Source organism: Mycobacteroides sp. LB1 (assembly GCF_013449725.1).
GTDB lineage: Bacteria > Actinomycetota > Actinomycetes > Mycobacteriales > Mycobacteriaceae > Mycobacterium.
Genome location: NZ_JACCFF010000005.1, coordinates 221,335 through 236,648 on the forward strand (window position 1 = coordinate 221,335; position 15,314 = coordinate 236,648).

The 15,314-nt window shown below is 65.5% G+C and carries 16 protein-coding genes; 10 read left to right on the forward strand and 6 right to left on the reverse strand.

Translation table 11 applies throughout. The features are described 5' to 3' along the window. Nucleotides 1-6 precede the first annotated feature (6 nt). Both MLB1_RS19300 and MLB1_RS19305 read left to right on the forward strand, forming a co-directional pair. Nucleotides 7-1,026, forward strand: coding sequence for an NAD-dependent epimerase/dehydratase family protein (locus MLB1_RS19300; RefSeq protein WP_180751457.1), 1,020 nt, complete (start codon nucleotides 7-9; stop codon nucleotides 1,024-1,026). Beyond that, complete coding sequence (locus tag MLB1_RS19305; RefSeq protein WP_180751458.1) at nucleotides 1,026-1,646, forward strand: TetR/AcrR family transcriptional regulator; 621 nt, start codon at nucleotides 1,026-1,028, stop codon at nucleotides 1,644-1,646. The genes MLB1_RS19300 and MLB1_RS19305 overlap by 1 nt, the downstream gene beginning before the upstream one ends. Here the strand turns inward: MLB1_RS19305 and MLB1_RS24155 are convergent. Next, nucleotides 1,634-1,873, reverse strand: a complete 240-nt coding sequence (locus tag MLB1_RS24155; protein ID WP_358147687.1) for a DUF167 family protein — start codon at nucleotides 1,871-1,873, stop codon at nucleotides 1,634-1,636. The two genes, MLB1_RS19305 and MLB1_RS24155, sit on opposite strands and share 13 nt — an antisense overlap. A 136-nt stretch (nucleotides 1,874-2,009) precedes the next feature. On the opposite strand from MLB1_RS24155, the gene sucB reads away from it, so the two are divergent. From sucB to MLB1_RS19335, 5 genes are read left to right on the forward strand one after another with little or no spacing between them, the layout of a single operon-like run. Continuing rightward, complete coding sequence (gene sucB / locus MLB1_RS19315; protein ID WP_180751460.1) at nucleotides 2,010-3,773, forward strand: 2-oxoglutarate dehydrogenase, E2 component, dihydrolipoamide succinyltransferase; 1,764 nt, start codon at nucleotides 2,010-2,012, stop codon at nucleotides 3,771-3,773. A 4-nt stretch (nucleotides 3,774-3,777) separates the two neighbouring features. Next, on the forward strand, nucleotides 3,778-4,689 hold the full coding sequence (locus MLB1_RS19320; RefSeq protein WP_180751461.1) for a TIGR01777 family oxidoreductase: 912 nt from the start codon (nucleotides 3,778-3,780) through the stop codon (nucleotides 4,687-4,689). 4 nt (nucleotides 4,690-4,693) lie between these two features. Beyond that, a complete protein-coding gene (gene lipB, locus MLB1_RS19325) occupies nucleotides 4,694-5,389 on the forward strand; it encodes a lipoyl(octanoyl) transferase LipB (RefSeq protein ID WP_180751462.1) in 696 nt (231 codons plus the stop codon). Then, on the forward strand, nucleotides 5,386-6,378 hold the full coding sequence (gene lipA, locus MLB1_RS19330; RefSeq protein ID WP_180751463.1) for a lipoyl synthase: 993 nt from the start codon (nucleotides 5,386-5,388) through the stop codon (nucleotides 6,376-6,378). The genes lipB and lipA overlap by 4 nt, the downstream gene beginning before the upstream one ends. Nucleotides 6,379-6,394: 16 nt before the next feature. Further along, nucleotides 6,395-7,144 (forward strand): DUF4191 domain-containing protein, encoded by a 750-nt coding sequence (locus MLB1_RS19335; RefSeq protein ID WP_180751464.1) that lies wholly within the window; start codon nucleotides 6,395-6,397, stop codon nucleotides 7,142-7,144. On the opposite strand, the gene MLB1_RS19340 is transcribed toward MLB1_RS19335, so the two are convergent. Next, nucleotides 7,141-8,367, reverse strand: a complete 1,227-nt coding sequence (locus MLB1_RS19340) for a cytochrome P450 (RefSeq protein ID WP_180751465.1) — start codon at nucleotides 8,365-8,367, stop codon at nucleotides 7,141-7,143. The genes MLB1_RS19335 and MLB1_RS19340 overlap by 4 nt on opposite strands. A 212-nt stretch (nucleotides 8,368-8,579) precedes the next feature. On the opposite strand from MLB1_RS19340, the gene MLB1_RS19345 reads away from it, so the two are divergent. Next, nucleotides 8,580-9,179, forward strand: coding sequence for a TetR family transcriptional regulator (locus MLB1_RS19345; RefSeq protein WP_255486024.1), 600 nt, complete (start codon nucleotides 8,580-8,582; stop codon nucleotides 9,177-9,179). Here the strand turns inward: MLB1_RS19345 and MLB1_RS19350 are convergent. From MLB1_RS19350 to MLB1_RS19365, 4 genes are all read right to left on the reverse strand, one after another. Next, the gene (locus MLB1_RS19350; RefSeq protein ID WP_180751603.1) at nucleotides 9,062-10,324 is read right to left on the reverse strand and encodes a lysine N(6)-hydroxylase/L-ornithine N(5)-oxygenase family protein; all 1,263 of its coding nucleotides are present in this window, start codon (nucleotides 10,322-10,324) and stop codon (nucleotides 9,062-9,064) included. The genes MLB1_RS19345 and MLB1_RS19350 overlap by 118 nt on opposite strands. A 16-nt stretch (nucleotides 10,325-10,340) precedes the next feature. Continuing rightward, the gene (locus MLB1_RS19355; protein ID WP_180751467.1) at nucleotides 10,341-11,177 is read right to left on the reverse strand and encodes a GNAT family N-acyltransferase; all 837 of its coding nucleotides are present in this window, start codon (nucleotides 11,175-11,177) and stop codon (nucleotides 10,341-10,343) included. Nucleotides 11,178-11,267: 90 nt separating this feature from the next. Then, nucleotides 11,268-12,665, reverse strand: a complete 1,398-nt coding sequence (locus MLB1_RS19360) for an MFS transporter (protein ID WP_180751468.1) — start codon at nucleotides 12,663-12,665, stop codon at nucleotides 11,268-11,270. Further along, nucleotides 12,666-13,130, reverse strand: a complete 465-nt coding sequence (locus MLB1_RS19365; RefSeq protein WP_180751469.1) for an RDD family protein — start codon at nucleotides 13,128-13,130, stop codon at nucleotides 12,666-12,668. A gap of 141 nt (nucleotides 13,131-13,271) precedes the next feature. On the opposite strand from MLB1_RS19365, the gene glnA reads away from it, so the two are divergent. Both glnA and MLB1_RS19375 read left to right on the forward strand, forming a co-directional pair. Next, nucleotides 13,272-14,708, forward strand: a complete 1,437-nt coding sequence (gene glnA, locus MLB1_RS19370) for a type I glutamate--ammonia ligase (RefSeq protein WP_180751470.1) — start codon at nucleotides 13,272-13,274, stop codon at nucleotides 14,706-14,708. Between the two features lie 189 nt (nucleotides 14,709-14,897). Further along, the gene (locus MLB1_RS19375) at nucleotides 14,898-15,308 is read left to right on the forward strand and encodes a DoxX family protein (RefSeq protein WP_180751471.1); all 411 of its coding nucleotides are present in this window, start codon (nucleotides 14,898-14,900) and stop codon (nucleotides 15,306-15,308) included. Nucleotides 15,309-15,314: the final 6 nt, after the last annotated feature.

The following is a 15,314-nucleotide window of genomic DNA, read 5'->3' on the forward strand; positions in this document are numbered from 1 at the left end:
AGAGTCATGAGTGAAAAAGTGCTGGTAACAGGAGGCGGCGGCTTCATCGCGCGGTGGGCGATTGCCGAGCTGCTCCAACGTGGCTACGAGGTGCGGACAACACTGCGCAGTCCCGCCAAGGAAGAGTTGGTGCGGTCCGCCGTCGCCCGCGCGACCGACCGCGCCGGGGAATTGGAGTTCGCGCACGCCGACCTGGTGCGGCCCGAGGGGTGGGCGGCGGCCGTCTCCGGCTGCGACTACGTGCTGCATATCGCCTCCCCCCTCGGCGCCGATCGGTCGCGCGATGCCGAGACGTTGATCACCCCGGCGCGCGAGGGCACCCTCCACGTGATGCGCGCAGCCGCCGCAGCGGGTGTCAAGCGCGTGGTCGTCACATCTGCCGCCAACGCCGCCAGTCCCTCGTCATATGGCCTCGAGGGCGTCACCGACGAGACGCTGTGGACCGATCCCGACCAACCCGGGATCCCCGCGTACCGGCAATCCAAGACCATCGCGGAACGGGCGGCATGGGACTTTATCGAAAAACAAGGGAGCCCAACCGAATTGACCACGGTCCTACCGGGTGCCGTTTTCGGGCCGGTACTGGGAGCGGATAACAGTGGCTCCGTACAAGTTATCTCGCGGCTACTGACGGGCGCGATACCCGGCACGCCACGAATCGGGCTCGAAGTGGTCGATGTACGGGATCTCGTGGACCTCCACCTGAGGGCGATGACATCACCGCACGCGGCAGGTGAAAGATTCTTGGGCACCGGAGAATTCATGTGGATGAGCGATATCGCCAAAACGCTCCAGGACCAACTGGGGCCCGACGCGGCCAAGGTACCGACACGACAACTACCGGATATCGCGGTGCGGGCACTGGCTCTGCTGAGCCCAGACCTGCGCGCCATCGTCCCCGGACTAGGGCGACGTAATCGGCACTCCACCGCGAAGGCACAACGAGTGCTCGGCTGGTCGCCTCGGCCCGGGGCCGAGACCGTCGTCGACTGCGCCCGTGACCTGCTAGCGCAAGGCCTGGCCTGATGGCGCCGCGCAAGGATGCGCAGCAGAACCGCGCACGGTTGGTCGCGGCAGCACACGCGGTGTTCTCCGCGCGAGGTCTCGACGCGACACTCGATGACATCGCCGCCCACGCGGGCCTCGGGACAGGTACCGCATACCGACACTTCCGCGACAAGTACGAGCTGGCCTCCGAGGTTCTCGGGGAGGCAACCGAGCACATAGTGGCGGATGCGCGTGCGGCATTGGCTATCTCGGATCCGCGGGAGGCCCTCTGGCAGTTCTGCGAGAGCGTCGCGACTCGCCATGCCACCGACCGCGGACTCTATGACGCGCTCGCGGGGCGCGGGCGCGCTGCGGACAAGGAGCGGTTCTGGCCGCTCATCATGGAGACCGTGACCCGGCTCGTCGAGCGCGCGCGGGCGGCAGGTGTCATCCGTGCCGATGCTCAGCCGGAGGATATCGGCGCAATCTTGACGATGATGGGGCCTGCGTACGCGATGGGCGATCCGGCCTGGCGCCGTTACCTGGCGCTCATCTTCGACGGGTTACAGGCGGTGAACGCCAAACCGCTGCCCGCACCCGCCCCGGAGTTCTCTTCACTCGACGATCTGATCGACGCCAAACGCGGTCAGCGGCGCTGACCGATATTGAATCGCTTGAGCCTGCTGGTCTGACCGGCAACGAGCCGCACCTCCGACTTGGGCACCCCGAGGTGCTCGGCAAGCAGGGCAACCGCCGCCTTGTTGGCCTTGCCGTCGATCGCGGGCTCCCGCACGAACAGCGTCAACGCACCGTCGTCGGCAACCTCGACCGCGGGCCCCTTGCGGCTGCCGGGCTTGATGGTGCAGACGACGGTGCGCTCGCTCACCCGACGATCTTGGACCCGGGCAGGCGCGTCGTTCCACTCAGTGACAGGATTGACCCGCTGGCCACGTCGCTGTGGTAAGCCAGATATGTCGCACGTTACGCAAGCCGCTATCGGAACCTTTTCAGGAGTGGAAACCATGGCCTTCTCCGTCCAGATGCCCGCCCTCGGTGAGAGCGTGACCGAGGGGACGGTGACACGGTGGCTCAAACAAGAGGGCGACACGGTCGAAGTCGACGAGCCACTGCTGGAGGTTTCCACCGACAAGGTGGACACCGAGATCCCCGCTCCCACTGCGGGTGTGCTGACCAAGATCGTCGCCCGTGAGGATGACACCGTCGAGATCGGCGCCGAGCTCGGGGTGATCAGCGAAGCAGGTGAAGCCGCAGAGCCCGCAGCACCGGCACCTGCCGCAGCTGCACCGGCCGCAGAGCCGGCACCCGCTCCCGCCCCGGAACCCGCACCGGCGCCCACTCCTGAAGCCGCGCCCGCCGCGGCCGCCCCCGCAGCTGCTGCGGCTCCGGCAGGCCCTGGCACCTCGATCACGATGCCCGAGCTCGGCGAGTCCGTCACCGAGGGCACCGTCACCCGCTGGCTCAAGAAGATCGGCGACGAGGTCGGCGTAGACGAGCCGCTCGTCGAGGTGTCCACCGACAAGGTCGACACCGAGATCCCGTCACCGGTGGCCGGTGTGCTGTTGAGCATCACGGCCAACGAGGACGACACCGTGGCCGTCGGCGGCGAGCTCGCCGTGGTCGGGGCTGCTGGTGCCGCTCCTGCTGCGGCCCCCGCACCCGCACCCGCGCCTGCCCCGGCTCCCGCCGCTGCGCCACCGGCACCGCCCGCGCCACCGGCACCGACACCCGCCGCCCCGGCACCGCCCGCACCTCCGACACCGGCGCCTGTCACTCTCCCGGCACCTGCCGCGGCTGCTGCGCCTGTCGCCGCCGACGGCGGCAGCGACAACCCCTACGTCACCCCGCTGGTGCGCAAGCTCGCATCCGAGAACAACGTGGATCTGTCCGCGTTGACCGGCAGCGGTGTGGGTGGACGCATCCGTAAGCAGGATGTGCTGGCTGCCGCTGAGGCCGCGAAGGCCCCCGCGACGTCGGCCCCCACAGCTGCCACACCGGCAGCTCCCGCCGCTTCTGCTCCGGCGAAAGCCGCCGCACTGGCGCACCTGCGCGGAACCACCCAGAAGGCCAACCGGATTCGTCAGATCACCGCCAAGAAGACCCGCGAGTCGCTGCAGCAGACCGCACAGCTGACGCAGACGCACGAGGTCGACGTCACCAAGATCTCGGCACTGCGAGCCAAGGCCAAGGTCACCTTCGCCGAACGCGAGGGTGTCAACCTGACGTTCCTGCCCTTCTTCGCCAAGGCCGCGGTCGAGGCACTCAAGGCGCACCCGAACGTCAACGCGAGCTACAACGAAGACACCAAGGAAATCACCTACTTCGACGCCGAGCACTTGGGCATCGCCGTCGACACCGATCAGGGTCTGCTGTCCCCGGTGATCCACAACGCGGGTGATCTGTCGCTGGCCGGGCTCGCCCGTGCCATCGCCGATATCGCCGGACGCGCCCGCTCCGGGAATCTCAAGCCCGACGAGCTCGCCGGTGGCACCTTCACCATCACCAACATCGGCAGCCAGGGCGCCCTGTTCGACACCCCGATCCTGGTTCCGCCGCAGGCCGCCATGCTCGGCACCGGCGCAATCGTGAAGCGCCCCAGGGTTATCCGTGACAATGCCGGTAACGAGTCGATCGGCATCCGGTCGATCTGCTACCTACCTCTGACGTACGACCACCGCCTGATCGACGGTGCCGACGCCGGTCGATTCCTCACCACCATCAAGCATCGGCTGGAAGAAGGCGCTTTCGAGGCAGACCTGGGGCTGTAGGCCTATGGGTTCCAGGCGGATCGTCATCGCCGGATCGTCGGGGACGATCGGATCGGCGCTTGTTGCATCGTTGCGTGCTGCCGACCACACCGTGGTCCGACTGGTTCGCCGCGACCCGATGGGTCCCGACGAACAGCGCTGGGATCCGGCGAGCGGGCAGATCGATCCCGGCGCCCTTGAGGGTGCCGACGCCGTCGTCAACCTGTGCGGTGTCGGCGTCGGCGACAAACGGTGGTCGGGCGCGTACAAACAGGAGATTTACGACAGCCGTATCACCCCCACGGAGGTGCTCGCCGGCGCCGTCGTCGATGCCGGTGTGCCGGTGTTGATCAACGCTTCGGCAGTGGGCTACTACGGCGACAGCGGGGACCGCGTCATCGACGAGACCGCCACCAGCGGTACGGGTTTCCTTGCGCGCGTCTGTATCGATTGGGAGGCGGCGACCGAGGAGGCCGTGCGCGCCGGCACGAGGGTGGTGATCGTCCGTACCGGCCTGGTGCTGTCCCCCGCCGGCGGGCTCTTCGGCCGATCGCGCCCGCTGTTCTCACTGGGTTTGGGTGCCCGGCTGGGCGATGGACGCTGGTACATGCCATGGATAAGCCTTGAGGACGAGATCCGCGCACTCGAATTCGCGTTGACCGAACAGACCCTGTCCGGTGCGGTCAACCTGACCGGGCCGGCGCCGGTGACGAACGCCGAGTTCACCGCCGCCCTCGGTAGGATGCTGCAGCGACCGACCCTGCTGGTGGCGCCCCAGTTCGCGCTGCGTGCCATCTTCGGAGAGTTCGCCGATGCCGAGCTGACCCGCAGCATGCGCGTTATCCCCGCTGTCCTCGAACAGCACGGATTCGAGTTCGAGCATCACACCATCGGCGAGGCGCTGGCCTACGCCAACAACAGTCGACCGATGAAGTGAGATAATGGAACCCGTGCACCGCACCCATGGATCTATCCGATCCAGCGCAGATCCCGTCGTCGTGCGGGATCTGGGCACCGTCGGCTACGAGACGGCCTGGGACCTGCAGCGGGATATCGTCGAGGCCCGCGTCGCCGGTGGACCGGACACCCTGCTGACCTTGCAGCATCCGGCGGTGTACACGGCGGGGCGGCGCACCGAACCGCAGGAGCGGCCGATCAACGGCGCACCCGTCATCGACACCGATCGCGGCGGCAAGATCACCTGGCACGGGCCCGGTCAGTTGGTCGGCTACCCGCTCGTGCAATTGGCCGAGCCCATTGACGTCGTGAACTACGTTCGGCGCCTTGAGGAATCGATTATCGCGGTATGCGCGCAGCTGGGCGTGCAGACCAAGCGTGTCGATGGCCGCTCCGGCGTGTGGCTGGCCGCGGGCGGCGGCAAACCGGAACGCAAGATCGCGGCGATCGGGGTTCGCGTGCAGCGCGGCGTCACCATGCACGGGTTTTCCCTCAACTGCGATAACAGCCTGGACGCATACCTGCCGATCGTGGCGTGTGGCATCAGCGACGCCGGAGTGACGACCCTGTCCGCCGAACTGGGCCGCGACGTCACCGTGGACGAAGTGCGTGAACAGGTGGTTTCCTCGGTGCTCGATGCGCTCGAAGGACGACTAGCCGTCGGGGCGGTGGGAGCATGACGGAACCGCGCAAGCTGCTGCGACTCGAGGTGCGCAACGCCCAAACCCCCATCGAACGCAAGCCGGACTGGATCCGTACCCGCGCCAAGATGGGCCCCGAATACAAGGAACTCAAGTCGCTGGTGCGCGCAGGCGGGCTACACACCGTGTGCGAGGCGGCCGGATGCCCCAACATCTTCGAATGCTGGGAGGATCGCGAGGCCACCTTCCTCATCGGCGGCGAGCAATGCACGCGACGCTGCGATTTCTGCCAGATCGACACCGGTAAGCCCGCCGACCTGGACCGCGACGAACCACGGCGCGTAGCCGAAAGCGTCCTCCAAATGGGCTTGCGGTATTCGACGGTCACCGGGGTGGCCCGTGACGACCTGCCGGACGGCGGCTCCTGGCTGTACGCCGAAACCGTGCGGTACATCAAGGAGCTCAACCCGGCCACCGGCGTGGAGCTGCTCATCCCGGACTTCAATGCCGTCCCCGAGCAGCTCGACGAGGTGTTCGCATCCCGCCCCGAGGTACTGGCGCACAACCTGGAGACGGTGCCGCGGGTGTTCCGCCGCATCCGCCCCGCGTTCAGCTATGAGCGAAGCCTGTCGGTGATCACCAAGGCCCGCGAGGCGCATCTGGTGACCAAGAGCAACCTGATCCTCGGCATGGGCGAGACCAACGACGAGATCCGCGAAGCGCTTGTCGCGCTGCACGAGGCGGGCTGCGACATCATCACCATCACCCAGTATCTGCGGCCTTCCCCTCGGCATCATCCTGTTGACCGCTGGGTGAAACCGCAAGAATTCGTGGAGCTTTCGGATTTCGCGGAGGGTCTGGGCTTCGCGGGTGTGATGGCCGGGCCGCTGGTGCGTTCCTCGTATCGGGCCGGGCGTTTGTACACGCAGGCCATGGCACATCACGGGCGGCTGCTGCCCGCCGAGCTGGAGCACCTGGCGTCCGCCGGTTCGGCCGCCCAGGAGGCGGTCAATCTCATCGCACGCTGAGACTTAGACTCGGCATATGCCTAAATCACTGAGTCCCGCCGAGGCCAAGGTCGCCAAGGCCGAGACAAAGGCGCGCCGCAAGGCCGAATCGAAGGCGCGCCGCGCCCAGATGTGGCAGGCCTTCCAGATTCAGCGCAAGGAAGACAAGCGGCTGCTGCCATACATGATCGGCGCGTTTGTGCTGATCGTCGCGGTGTTCGCGGTGGCCGGGTACTTCTCGGGCGGGATCAGCGTGTTCATGTTCCCGATCCTGGGCGTGGTACTCGGCGTGCTGGTGGCGTTCATCATCTTCGGCCGTCGTGTGCAGAAGTCGGTGTTCACCAAGGCCGAGGGCCAGAAGGGTGCCGCGGGTTGGGCGCTGGACAACATGCGCGGGAAGTGGCGAGTCACCACCGCTGTCGCCGGAACCACCCAGCTCGATGTTGTCCATCGGGTCATTGGCCGTCCCGGCATCATCTTCGTCGCCGAGGGGGCTCCCGGCCGGCTGGGGCCGCTGCTGGCCCAGGAGAAGAAGCGCACCGCACGGGTGGTCGGTGATACCCCCATCTACGACGTCATCGTCGGTAACGAGGACGGTCAGGTGCCGTTGTCGAAGCTGGAACGGCACCTGAACAAGCTCCCGGCCAATATCACCGCCAAGCAGATGGACTCCATCGAGTCGCGGCTGTCGGCCCTGGGTTCGCGCGCTGCGGCCATGCCGAAGGGCCCGACGCCGGGCCAGGCGAAGTCGCGCGGCGGGATGCAGCGCACCATCAGGCGGCGTTAGACCGGGCTGAGCTGCAGCTCCAGCTTCTGATGCCGACGCACCATGATGCTCGGAACCCACTGAGCACCACCTGGTTTGACCGCGAATTCGCGCGTTCGGTCCAGCAGTAGGTTGATGGCGGTACGCGCCTCGAGACGCGCCAGCGCCGCGCCGACACAGAAATGCAGCCCCTTGCCGAAGGTGATGTGGCTGCGAGGGCTGGGCCGGTCGAGGCGCAGGGTGTCGGGATCCTCGAAGACAGCCGGATCGCGGTTGGCGGCACCCCACATCAGCGTGAGGTGGCTGCCCGCGGGCAGCTCGACCCCACCGAGCGAGGTATCTGCCAGCACATGTCGATGATGTCCCCGGAACGGCGACTCCAGTCGGAGCGCCTCTTCCAGGAAAGTCGGCAGGAGCGCACGGTCCTCACGGATACGGCGTTGCAGCTCGGGATTCTCGCCGAGGATGCGCACGGCATTGCCCATCAGTCCGGCCGTCGACTCGCCGCCCGCGCCGACCAGCTGCACCAGGATCATCACCCCGATGTCCAGGGAGATATCTCCCCGATTACACGCCTGCGCCAGATATCCGAGAAGGTCCTCGCCCGGTGCGGACAGTTCCTTCTCCAGGTGTTCACGCAAGTACAGAAGGAGATACATGGTGTCGGTGACCACCTCAGCCTGCCGCTCCGGGGTGTTGAGCCCACCCAGCATCTCCGTGCTGGAGTAACCCCACTGCACAAGCTGCGGCACGTCCTCATCGGGTAGCCCGATCAGCCGGGCCACCATCGTCATCGGCAGCGCATCGCCCATCGCGGTCATCCAGTCGATGCCGTCACCGTCCACGCCGCGCTCCCACAGCCGTGCGCCGGTCTCGGCCATGACGGATTCCAGGGCCGTGATTCGCCTGGCGACCAGCGTCGGCAGCACCAGCTTGCGGTGCGCGTGATGAACCGGATCGTCGCCGGTGGCCAGCACATGCGTCGGATCGGCGACCGGACCCATCTCCGCGACCGTCACCGCATCATGGGGGCCAGCTGAGCCATCGGACTTCGTAAGCACGGCGGTGAGGTTGGAGGAGAAGTCCTCGATGCGCTCGGTGGCCTCCACCACCAGGTCCCAGCGTGAGACGAAGTAGAAGCCGGAATCCCCCACCGGCCACACCGGCGCGGTCTCGCGCAGCCGCCGATAGAACGGATACGGGTCTTCGAGGACCTGCGGATCAAAGAGCTCTACGGTACTCATCACCCATGAGGCTGACAGACCGGAAAACCGCACGTCAAGGCATTCGCCAAAGTGAGAAACACCTGTTCAGGGCCATGATCTACGGCGTCTCAATACACCTGCTCCACCTGCGCAAATCTTGAGAATTCTTGGAAATTTGTCTCAAGTTGCGATAAATTTAGGATCTGATGTCACCCTACTCAGATTGGTTGCACCGGGGCGACCGTCACACCATGGCCGCCAATCGCATCGTGTCGGTGGCGGCCAAGCAGATTGCGCGTCACGGGTTGGACCGGCTGGACCTCGATTCGGTGGCCCGCGAGGTGGGATGCTCCCGCGCGACGGTCTATCGGCATGTCGGGGGCAAGGGGGCGATTGTCGACGCCGTGCTGGCGCGGAACATCGCGAGTGTCACCGCCGACATCCAGCGCGCAGTCGAGTCGGCGGATGCACGGCGGCGTGCGGTCACCGCTATCACTGCTTCGCTGGCCGCCATCCGCAACGATCCGGTCGTCAATGCGATGGTGGCGACGATGTCCCCGGCTTCTCTCGGGTCCTACCTCACACCGTCCTCGCAGATCCCGCGTTCGGCCTCAGCGTTCACCGGTCTGCTTGACGAGATCGCCGGACAATGGATTTCACGCGTTGTGATGGCGTTCTTGTTCTGGCCCGCGACGGACCCAGCCGTGGAAGCGGAGATGATCGAGCGCTTTGTCTATCCGGTCCTGAAGGACGCCACCGCAGCGCGCGTCTCCGTCTCGGCGACGAGCGAATCCACGATCTCACCTGAGCGCACGGCGACGTTGGACAGCAGCGACGACGACAGTCCGTGACTGTGTTCAACCGACCCGTTGAGGTAGATGTCACCCGGGGCGTCCGCCTGCGGTCGTAGCCGGTAATCGCGTTCCACGACCGGCAACCCGTTCTCGTCGAACTCATAGTGCGATGCCAGTGCGCCCAGGAACGCCCGCACGTCCAACGGCCGATATCCCGTGGCGTACACCACCAAATCGCAGTCGAGCAGCTCGGTCGTCGATGTCGGCAGATGTGTCACAGCCAGGCGCACCCGTTCCGAAGCCTCATCCACGGCAGCGATCTTCGAGGCGTTGTGCATCCACAGTCGTCGCTGTCCGCTGACCCGTTCCCGGTACTCGCGGTCGTAGAGATCGGCGATCAGCGGGGAATCAACCGCCGCGTAATTGGTGTCGCGGTGATACGCGATCAGCTGCTGGCGAACCTCGACGGGCGCCGCGTAGAAGTCCTCCACCGCCGCTGGGTCAAAAACGCGGTTGGCGTAAGGACTGTCATCGGCGGGGCTGTAGCCGTACCGCGCGAAAATGGCATGCACCTGGGCATCGGGATACCGACTGTGCAGATACGCCACCGCCTCTGCGGCACTCTGCCCGGCACCGACCACCGCAACCCGCGCCGGTGGAGCGTCCAACGCATCGAGCCGGTTCAGCAGCTCACTGCTATGCCATTGCCGCGCAGTGGGATTGATTCCCGAGGGCATGGCCGCGAATGTTCCGCAACCAAGAACGAGGGCCCGCGTGTGCATCACACGATCGGGCGACGACCCCGATGTGCCATGCAGCCGCACCTCGAATCCTTCTGGGGCCGCCTCAATCCCGACCATCCGCGAGGAATAGCTGACATCCGCCCCGAGCGCCTGCTGCGCCCAATCCAAGTAATCGTGGAACTCCTCCCGAGTCGGAAAGAAGGTCTGCGAATTGATGAAATCCGGCAGCCGTCCACGTTCGGTCAGGTAGTTGACAAAGGTGTAGTGACTCTTCGGGTTTCGCAGCGTCACGAGATCCTTCAGAAAGGACACCTGCATGCGTGCCCCGGGAATGAGCATCCCGCGATGCCACCCGAATTCGGGCTGAGCATCGACGAATCGCGCCGACAGCCGGTGCGGGTGCTCGGCGAGCGCTATCCCGAGCGCAAGATTCGATGGCCCGAAACCGACGCCGAGCACATCGTGACAAGCATGGCTATCCGAGGGCAAGGGACCGCTCCAGACGCTCCAGATAGCGTTGCCGTGTCGTGTCCTTGGTGACCAGCACCAAGAAGTCCGCCATATCGAACTCCGGGTCATAGGAGGGCGGTCCGCAGATACGTCCGCCGATGCGCAGGCATCCGTGGAGCAGCGGTGGAATCTTCGCTTTTTCCTGCGGCGGTATGTTCTCCAACGGCACGCCGTCGACCACAACAGGCTGGCGCGGTATGACTCGATACTCGTCGGGGGCGGCGAATCGCTGCGCGAAATCATGCACCGAGCGCACCAACGATCCGCGCGGCCCGCCGTCCTCCATCCGGACAGACAAACAGCCGATCGCGTACTGGTGCTCGGTCATCTGCTGATACCGGAAGATTCCGGCCCACAAGATGCCCATGACGGCGCCATTGCGATGATCGGGTGCCACGGTAACTCGGCCAATCTCAACCAGTTTGGGCCGCAGCGGGTCAAGCGCCGACGCATCGAACATCGAGTCGGTAAACGTCTCCCCCGCGGCCTGGTATCCCTCGGGCGGGAGTAGCCGACAACAGCCGATAATCCGTCCGGTGTCTTCATCACGCGCCAGCAGGTGATCGCAGTAAGGATCCAGCTTGTCCACATCGATCATCTCGCCCGTGATCGGCCCGCGAACGGCGTTCGGAAGTGGTGCGCCCATTTCGTCGGCGAAGGCCTGATACCGAAGTCGTTGTGCGGCTTCCACTTCAGCCGGGTCGGATGACAACACGATGCTGTAACGCGGCCGCGGGTTCGCGTCCGTCCCCCGATCGGAACCGACACCGGGCGCCGCGATGAAAATCGCCGCGCTCTCCATGATCGAAAGCTACTCCCTCTGTCTACGGGTTACGACCGCAATGCACAAATACCCGTGGGCATCCGTGCAGGCAGGGCCGATCACCGATGGCTAGATAGCTAGCGACTCTCCGGTGACCGGTTCACGCGAGCGCCTCATCGTAGCCACACCGAGCAGAATCAGCGAAACGAGCGCGGCACAGGCCGCCGCAAGTGCCCCCAACGTCAGCACGCTGTTGATGCCCGCAGCACCGGCAGCCCGCACGTCAGGCCCAGCATCCGACGCGGCGTGGCCGAAGGCGACCCCGAGCCCTGCCACCCCCAGCAGAATGCCGATCTGGCGCCCCGTGCTCACCGATCCGGTCGCCATTCCGGCATCTGACAACGGCACAAACCGCAGTGCGGCATCGGATGTCACGGCCGAGAGCGCGCCAAGCCCCAACCCCGCCAGCGCCGAGCCCGGAATGAAGTGAGTCCAATCGGTACCGGCGTCCGCACCGGCGGCGGCCCACAACCCGACCGCCACCAGCGCAACTCCGCCGGGAATGGTCGCCACCGTCGGCAACCGCTTGCCCACCAGAATCCCCAGCGGGGCACCCAGCACGGTGGCGAGCGTCAGCGGCCCAGCACGCAGTCCGGTCTCAAATGCGTTGTAACCCAGGGTATTCATGAAGTGCAATGCCAGGTAGTTGGTGGCCGCGATGAGCGTGCCGGAGGCCGCGGCCGCGGCAACCCACACCCCCGCGAATCCGGGTGAGAAGACCAACCGCAGGCTCAGCATGGGCGCCGTGACACGGCCTTCCCACCAAAGGAACAGTGCGAGGGCCGCAACAGCACAGACCGCCAGAGCCGCGGAGACTTGAGTTCCGATCCCTCCCTCGTGCAGGGAGATCACCGCGAAGACGCCGGTGATCAGCCCCGAGGTGAGCAGGATCGTGCCCGTCCAGTCGACCGGCCGGGTCTCATCGGCGCGGGTCTCCGGCAGGTGCCGGGCCGCGATCACCAACGCGACCACACCCACCGGAATATTGACCAGGAATATGGACTGCCAGCCGTAATGGGTCACCAACAGTCCGCCCAGTAGCGGGCCTGCGGCACTGCCCGCCCCCATCACCGCACCGTAGATCGCGATGGCACCGCCGCGGCGTTCGCCGGGATAGGCGGCCGCGATGATCGGCAGGGAGACCGCCAGCAGGATCGCGCCACCGACGCCTTGCACGGCACGCACGCCGATCAACATCTCGGCACTATTGGAAAGCGCGCAGCCCAGTGAGGCGCAGGTGAACACCACCATGCCGGTCATATAGAGCCGGCGGCGGCCCAGCCGATCACCGAGAGTTGCGGCGGTGAGCAGCAGCCCCGCCATCGGCAGCGCGTAAGCGTCGATGACCCATTGCAGATCGGAGAGATCGGCCCCTAACGACGACTGCAGGTCGGCGAGCGCGCTCGACACGATGGTCATGTCGAGCAGCAGCATGAACACCGCCAGACAGACGGCGAGCAGGACCATCTAGCGGCTACGAACCACGACGGTGCGCGTCACCCGGTCGTGCAGACCACGGCCGTCCACATCGGTGATGAGCGGCGGGACGATTAGGGTGATCAACAGGTTTCTGACAAATGCACGCCCGATACCCACCGAGTCGGTGCCGTCGGCCGGGGCCACCTGCAGGCCCGCCATGTACTGGCCGGGCGTGAACCGCCACAGTCGCACCGCGACCACCCCGATGACGAACCAGACGATCCACTGCACCGATTGCAGCATCGTCGACAACAGATCGCCCCGCTCGATCAGCAACGCCAGCCCCGCCGCGATAAGCCAGTCCACCAGCAGCGCGACCAGCCGCCGCGACATCGGTGCGGCCGATCCCGGACCCGTCTCGGGCAGGCCGAGCTGGTCTCCCGGATACCGAGAGTTGCCCGCTCCCTCTACCGACCCCAGCCCCGACATCCATGAACCCAGGTCCCGTGCCATGCTCACAGCGTAAAGGCCAGCCCACAGATGGTTACGCGTAACATCCGCGCAACATATGGTTGACCCGCGGGCAACACCCGCTTCATAGGTTCAGTCGCGCGGTCATCGAATCAGGGATAACAGGGATTAACGAGGAGAAGCATGGCGTTCAGTAGCCCCGACGAGGTATTCAAGTTCATCGCCGACGAGAAGGTCGAGTACGTCGACGTCAGGTTCTGTGACCTGCCGGGCGTCGTGCAGCACTTCTCCATCCCCGCATCTGCATTCGATGCCAGCGTCTTCGAAGACGGTCTCGGCTTCGACGGGTCGTCGGTGCGCGGTTTCCAGTCGATCCACGAGTCGGACATGCTGCTGCTGCCCGACATCTCGACTGCCAAGCTCGACCCGTTCCGTGCCGCCAAGACGCTGAACGTCAACTTCTTCGTGCACGACCCGTTCACCCGTGAGGCCTACTCGCGCGATCCGCGCAATGTGGCCCGCAAGGCCGAGCAGTACCTGACCAGCACCGGTATCGCCGACACCTGTTACTTCGGCGCCGAGGCCGAGTTCTACATCTTCGACTCGGTCAGCTTCGACTCGAAGATCAACGGCACCTTCTACGAGATCGACTCCGAGTCTGGCTGGTGGAACACCGGCGAGCCCTACGAGGAGGATGGCAGCCCGAACCGCGGCTACAAGGTGCGCCCCAAGGGCGGCTACTTCCCCGTCGCCCCGTACGACCACTATGTGGACCTGCGCGACGAGATGACCACCAACCTGATCAACTCCGGTTTCACCCTGGAGCGCGGTCACCACGAGGTCGGTACCGGCGGACAGGCCGAGATCAACTACAAGTTCGACACGCTGCTGGCCGCAGCCGACGATGTGCTGCTTTTCAAGTACATCATCAAGAACACCGCGTGGGCCAACGGCAAGACCGTCACCTTCATGCCCAAGCCGCTCTTCGGTGACAACGGGTCCGGCATGCACGCCCACATGTCCCTGTGGAAGGACGGCAAGCCGCTGTTCCACGACGAGTCCGGATACGCCGGCCTCTCGGACCTAGCTCGCCATTACATCGGCGGCATCCTGCACCACGCCCCGTCGTTGCTGGCGTTCACCAACCCGACGGTGAACTCCTACAAGCGGCTGGTGCCGGGCTATGAGGCCCCGATCAACCTGGTGTACAGCCAGCGCAACCGGTCGGCCTGCGTGCGCATCCCGATCACGGGCAACAACCCGAAGGCCAAGCGCCTCGAGTTCCGCTGCCCGGACAGCTCGGGTAACCCGTACCTGGCATTCGCGGCCATGCTGATGGCCGGTATCGACGGCATCAAGAACAAGATCGAGCCGTTGGCGCCCGTCGACAAGGACCTGTACGAGTTGCCCCCGGAGGAGGCGGCCAACATTCCGCAGGCGCCGACCAACCTGGGCACCGTGATCGACAACCTCGAGAAGGATCACGAATACCTCACCGAGGGTGGCGTTTTCACCTCGGATCTGATCGAGACCTGGATCGCGTTCAAGCGGGAGCAGGAGATCGAGCCGATCAACATCCGGCCTCACCCGTACGAGGTCGCACTGTACTTCGACGTCTAAGTCGGTTCTACGACGAGGCCCCCGGGAGAAATCCCGGGGGCCTTGTCATTTCCGCGTCTCTTTCACCGAGTGTGAAGCCATGGCGAGATTTCGCCGGAAATTCCGCCACAGCTTCACTTTCGGCGCCGGCGAACGCCCTCGCCGACACATAACAGGAATAATGCGGACCGTAGTCCTATTGTTAGGCGTATGGCTCTCGCAGACATCGAAAACAAGCTTGCCGGACTGACACCGGCCGTTCTGTCGGCATTCCGGATCGTAGTGGGCTTCCTGTTCTTCCTGCATGGCACCTCCCATCTCTTCGGTTGGCCGCTCGCCTCATATCTACAGTCCGTCGGAACCCTGCCCTGGTGGGCAGGCATCATCGAATTCGTCGGCGGCGCAGCGCTCATCCTCGGATTGGGGACCCGCCTCGCAGCGTTTGTCGCCTCCGGGGCCATGGCTGTCGCCTACTTCACGTACCACCAGCCCGAGGGTCTGCTGCCCATCCAGAACAACGGCGAGGCCGCGGCGCTGTACAGCTGGATCTTCCTGCTGTTGGTGTTCACCGGCGGCGGATCGCTGTCGGTCGACCGATTCATTACCCGAGCTAAGCGCTAAGTCGTT